At 51.8% G+C, this 5,875-nt stretch carries 2 tRNA genes and 3 rRNA genes; all 5 read left to right on the forward strand.

The features are described from left to right. The first annotated feature begins 539 nt into the window (after positions 1-539). The 5 genes from IEV54_RS17180 (at position 540) to rrf (ending at position 5,837) form a co-directional block, all read left to right on the forward strand. A 16S ribosomal RNA gene (locus IEV54_RS17180) occupies positions 540-2,076 on the forward strand. 146 nt (positions 2,077-2,222) lie between these two features. After that, positions 2,223-2,299: transfer RNA gene (locus IEV54_RS17185), tRNA-Ile, on the forward strand. 29 nt (positions 2,300-2,328) lie between these two features. Further along, a tRNA-Ala gene (locus tag IEV54_RS17190) sits at positions 2,329-2,404 on the forward strand. A gap of 279 nt (positions 2,405-2,683) precedes the next feature. Beyond that, positions 2,684-5,573: ribosomal RNA gene (locus IEV54_RS17195) — 23S ribosomal RNA — on the forward strand. 148 nt (positions 5,574-5,721) lie between these two features. After that, positions 5,722-5,837 (forward strand): 5S ribosomal RNA (gene rrf / locus IEV54_RS17200). Together the 16S, 23S and 5S rRNA genes with 2 tRNA genes alongside form the textbook arrangement of a ribosomal RNA operon. Positions 5,838-5,875: the final 38 nt, after the last annotated feature.

The raw sequence follows: 5,875 nt of genomic DNA on the forward strand, positions 1-5,875 counted from the left end.
AAGCCTTGACGGAAAAATCCCAGCCCCTATAATGCGCGTCTGCCCAGTCAGGGCGCTTTGTATAAAGCGCTTTACAATCAATAAGTTAGCGATAATTTAGGGGTTGACAGGGTAGATTGAGACGGTAGAATACGTCGCTCACCGAGACAGCAGCACGATCGCTGATTCGGGTAAGTCAGAGAGATCTGAAAAGTTTCAAGGAAGCGGTTGACGGGGCTTAAAACTCCTGTAGAATTCGCCTCCCGGTCACGAGAAAGGGTTTTGATCTCGGGGCCATCAAGCAGAAACGTGATGAACAACTTCTCACAAAAATGCTTGACAGATTAGAAGGTTAGCGTAATATACGCCACCTTGGTTAAGCGGAGACGCGAACCGAAACGCTCTTTAACAATGTGAATCAAGTAATTCGTGTGGGTGCTTGCCTTGAGGTTTGATGATCGAAAGATTTTCAGCCTAAGCAAGTTACTCTGTGAATTCACTGAGTTTTTTGTAATAAAGCTGAGCCAAGTTTAGGGTTTTTTCAAAACCCAATCAGTTTGAAACTGAAGAGTTTGATCATGGCTCAGATTGAACGCTGGCGGCAGGCCTAACACATGCAAGTCGAGCGGTAGAGAGAAGCTTGCTTCTCTTGAGAGCGGCGGACGGGTGAGTAATACCTGGGAATCTGCCTGATAGTGGGGGATAACGTTCGGAAACGGACGCTAATACCGCATACGTCCTACGGGAGAAAGCAGGGGATCTTCGGACCTTGCGCTATCAGATGAGCCCAGGTCGGATTAGCTTGTTGGTGAGGTAACGGCTCACCAAGGCTGCGATCCGTAACTGGTCTGAGAGGATGATCAGTCACACTGGAACTGAGACACGGTCCAGACTCCTACGGGAGGCAGCAGTGGGGAATATTGGACAATGGGGGAAACCCTGATCCAGCCATGCCGCGTGTGTGAAGAAGGTCTTCGGATTGTAAAGCACTTTAAGTTGGGAGGAAGGGCTGATGCTTAATACGTATCAGTCTTGACGTTACCGACAGAATAAGCACCGGCTAACTCTGTGCCAGCAGCCGCGGTAATACAGAGGGTGCAAGCGTTAATCGGAATTACTGGGCGTAAAGCGCGCGTAGGTGGCTAAGTAAGATGGGTGTGAAATCCCCGGGCTCAACCTGGGAACTGCATCCATAACTGCTTAGCTAGAGTACGGTAGAGGGTAGTGGAATTTCCTGTGTAGCGGTGAAATGCGTAGATATAGGAAGGAACACCAGTGGCGAAGGCGACTACCTGGACTGGTACTGACACTGAGGTGCGAAAGCGTGGGGAGCAAACAGGATTAGATACCCTGGTAGTCCACGCCGTAAACGATGTCAACTAGCCGTTGGGAACCTTGAGTTCTTAGTGGCGCAGCTAACGCACTAAGTTGACCGCCTGGGGAGTACGGTCGCAAGATTAAAACTCAAATGAATTGACGGGGGCCCGCACAAGCGGTGGAGCATGTGGTTTAATTCGAAGCAACGCGAAGAACCTTACCTGGCCTTGACATGCTGAGAACTTTCCAGAGATGGATTGGTGCCTTCGGGAACTCAGACACAGGTGCTGCATGGCTGTCGTCAGCTCGTGTCGTGAGATGTTGGGTTAAGTCCCGTAACGAGCGCAACCCTTGTCCTTAGTTACCAGCACATAATGGTGGGCACTCTAAGGAGACTGCCGGTGACAAACCGGAGGAAGGTGGGGATGACGTCAAGTCATCATGGCCCTTACGGCCAGGGCTACACACGTGCTACAATGGTCGGTACAAAGGGTTGCCAAGCCGCGAGGTGGAGCTAATCCCATAAAACCGATCGTAGTCCGGATTGGAGTCTGCAACTCGACTCCATGAAGTCGGAATCGCTAGTAATCGTGGATCAGAACGCCACGGTGAATACGTTCCCGGGCCTTGTACACACCGCCCGTCACACCATGGGAGTGGGTTGCACCAGAAGTAGCTAGTCTAACCTTCGGGAGGACGGTTACCACGGTGTGATTCATGACTGGGGTGAAGTCGTAACAAGGTAGCCGTAGGGGAACCTGCGGCTGGATCACCTCCTTAATCGAAAGATCACTGACCGCTCGGTCAAGCACTCACACGAATTACTTGATTCATTTAGAAAGCGATAGGGTCTTTAGCTCTCAAGCTACAGTTCACCCGTAGCAGCTAGGTCTAGGCTTATCTGTTTCGAGCGTCCCCGGGCAATTGGGTCTGTAGCTCAGTTGGTTAGAGCGCACCCCTGATAAGGGTGAGGTCGGCAGTTCGAATCTGCCCAGACCCACCAATTGTCGAGGTGTGGAAGGTCTTGAAAAAGGGGCCATAGCTCAGCTGGGAGAGCGCCTGCCTTGCACGCAGGAGGTCAGCGGTTCGATCCCGCTTGGCTCCACCAAGACACCGTATATCGCTAGACGCCAGAGTTCATACATGAACAATCACCGGGAAGTTTCCGAGTGGATTGTTGATGTCTGGTCTTTGTGCCAGTCGCTCTTTAACAATGTGGGAAGGTGATAGAAATATAGACATAACGAGAGTTTCACTGCTCGCGTTATGGCTAAGGTAACTTGTGATCTCAAGTGCAAGTTCCGGATTGTCGTGAATCATGTCATGACATATCGCTTTGAATAATCGGCGCTAGCTTCGGCTAACGACAGATTGTTTGGGGTTATATGGTCAAGTGAATAAGCGCATACGGTGGATGCCTTGGCAGTCAGAGGCGATGAAAGACGTTGTAGCCTGCGATAAGCTCCGGGGAGTCGGCAAACAGACTTTGATCCGGAGATCTCTGAATGGGGAAACCCACCCAGCATAAGCTGGGTATCACACACTGAATACATAGGTGTGTGAGGCGAACCGGGGGAACTGAAACATCTAAGTACCCCGAGGAAAAGAAATCAACCGAGATTCCCCAAGTAGCGGCGAGCGAACGGGGAGTAGCCCTTAAGCGTTTTAGAGTTTAGTGGAAGGTCCTGGAAATGGCCGCCGTAGTGGGTGATAGCCCCGTACACGAAAAGCTCTTTAGCGTGAAATCGAGTAGGACGGCGCACGTGAAACGTTGTCTGAACATGGGGGGACCATCCTCCAAGGCTAAATACTCCTGACTGACCGATAGTGAACCAGTACCGTGAGGGAAAGGCGAAAAGAACCCCTGTGAGGGGAGTGAAATAGATCCTGAAACCGTATGCGTACAAGCAGTGGGAGCGGACTTGTTCCGTGACTGCGTACCTTTTGTATAATGGGTCAGCGACTTATATTCTGTGGCGAGCTTAACCGTCTAGGGGAGGCGTAGGGAAACCGAGTCTTAATAGGGCGTTTAGTCGCAGGGTATAGACCCGAAACCGGGCGATCTATCCATGGGCAGGTTGAAGGTGCCGTAACAGGCACTGGAGGACCGAACCGACTACCGTTGAAAAGTTAGCGGATGACTTGTGGATAGGAGTGAAAGGCTAATCAAGCTCGGAGATAGCTGGTTCTCCTCGAAAGCTATTTAGGTAGCGCCTCGTGTATCACCGCTGGGGGTAGAGCACTGTTTCGGCTAGGGGGTCATCCCGACTTACCAAACCGATGCAAACTCCGAATACCAGCGAGTGCGAGCACGGGAGACACACGGCGGGTGCTAACGTCCGTCGTGAAAAGGGAAACAACCCAGACCGTCAGCTAAGGTCCCAAAGTTATGGTTAAGTGGGAAACGATGTGGGAAGGCTTAGACAGCTAGGAGGTTGGCTTAGAAGCAGCCATCCTTTAAAGAAAGCGTAATAGCTCACTAGTCGAGTCGGCCTGCGCGGAAGATGTAACGGGGCTCAAACCATACACCGAAGCTACGGGTTCATCTTAGGATGAGCGGTAGAGGAGCGTTCTGTAAGCCTGTGAAGGTCAATTGAGAAGTTGGCTGGAGGTATCAGAAGTGCGAATGCTGACATGAGTAACGACAATGGGAGTGAAAAACTCCCACGCCGGAAGACCAAGGGTTCCTGCGCAACGTTAATCGACGCAGGGTGAGTCGACCCCTAAGGCGAGGCCGAAAGGCGTAGTCGATGGGAAACGGGTTAATATTCCCGTACTTGTAGTTACTGCGATGGGGGGACGGAGAAGGCTAGGCCAGCACGGCGTTGGTAGTCCGTGTTTAAGGTGGTAGGCTGATTTCTTAGGTAAATCCGGGAGATCAAGGCCGAGAACTGATGACGATCTTTCTTTTAGAAAGAGAAGTGGTTGATGCCATGCTTCCAGGAAAAGCCTCTAAGCTTCAGGTAACTAGAAATCGTACCCCAAACCGACACAGGTGGTCAGGTAGAGAATACCAAGGCGCTTGAGAGAACTCGGGTGAAGGAACTAGGCAAAATGGCACCGTAACTTCGGGAGAAGGTGCGCCGATGAGGGTGAAGTATTTACTACGTAAGCCCACGTCGGTCGAAGATACCAGGCCGCTGCAACTGTTTATTAAAAACACAGCACTCTGCAAACACGAAAGTGGACGTATAGGGTGTGACGCCTGCCCGGTGCCGGAAGGTTAATTGATGGGGTTAGCTTCGGCGAAGCTCTTGATCGAAGCCCCGGTAAACGGCGGCCGTAACTATAACGGTCCTAAGGTAGCGAAATTCCTTGTCGGGTAAGTTCCGACCTGCACGAATGGCGTAATGATGGCGGCGCTGTCTCCACCCGAGACTCAGTGAAATTGAAATCGCTGTGAAGATGCAGTGTATCCGCGGCTAGACGGAAAGACCCCGTGAACCTTTACTATAGCTTTGCACTGGACTTTGAATTTGCTTGTGTAGGATAGGTGGGAGGCTTTGAAGCGTGGACGCTAGTTCACGTGGAGCCAACCTTGAAATACCACCCTGGCAACTTTGAGGTTCTAACTCTGGTCCGTTATCCGGATCGAGGACAGTGTATGGTGGGTAGTTTGACTGGGGCGGTCTCCTCCCAAAGAGTAACGGAGGAGTACGAAGGTGCACTCAGCACGGTCGGAAATCGTGCGTAGAGTATAAAGGCAAAAGTGCGCTTGACTGCGAGACCCACACGTCGAGCAGGTACGAAAGTAGGTCTTAGTGATCCGGTGGTTCTGTATGGAAGGGCCATCGCTCAACGGATAAAAGGTACTCCGGGGATAACAGGCTGATACCGCCCAAGAGTTCATATCGACGGCGGTGTTTGGCACCTCGATGTCGGCTCATCACATCCTGGGGCTGAAGCCGGTCCCAAGGGTATGGCTGTTCGCCATTTAAAGTGGTACGCGAGCTGGGTTTAGAACGTCGTGAGACAGTTCGGTCCCTATCTGCCGTGGACGTTTGAGATTTGAGAGGGGCTGCTCCTAGTACGAGAGGACCGGAGTGGACGAACCTCTGGTGTTCCGGTTGTCACGCCAGTGGCATTGCCGGGTAGCTACGTTCGGGAAAGATAACCGCTGAAAGCATCTAAGCGGGAAACTTGCCTCAAGATGAGATCTCACCGGGAGCTTGACTCCCCTAAAGGGCCGTCGAAGACTACGACGTTGATAGGCTGGGTGTGTAAGCGTTGCAAGGCGTTGAGCTAACCAGTACTAATTGCCCGTGTGGCTTGACCATATAACACCCAAGCAATTTGGTGTGGTCATGACACCGATGAACGACAGTCTGGAACTGCATGAGATCCAGGTTACCAAGCTAAATCTATACAACTATCACCGCCCACCCCCTTTACGCCGTGTGGCTAACGCCCCACAGCAACGAATTGCTTGACGACCATAGAGCATTGGAACCACCTGATCCCATCCCGAACTCAGAAGTGAAACGATGCATCGCCGATGGTAGTGTGAGGTTTCCTCATGTGAGAGTAGGTCATCGTCAAGCGCTTATACTGAAACGCCCCGCCTGGAAACAGCGCGGGG

It is taken from the genome of Halopseudomonas salina, assembly GCF_014637955.1.
Taxonomy (GTDB): Bacteria; Pseudomonadota; Gammaproteobacteria; order Pseudomonadales; family Pseudomonadaceae; genus Halopseudomonas; species Halopseudomonas salina.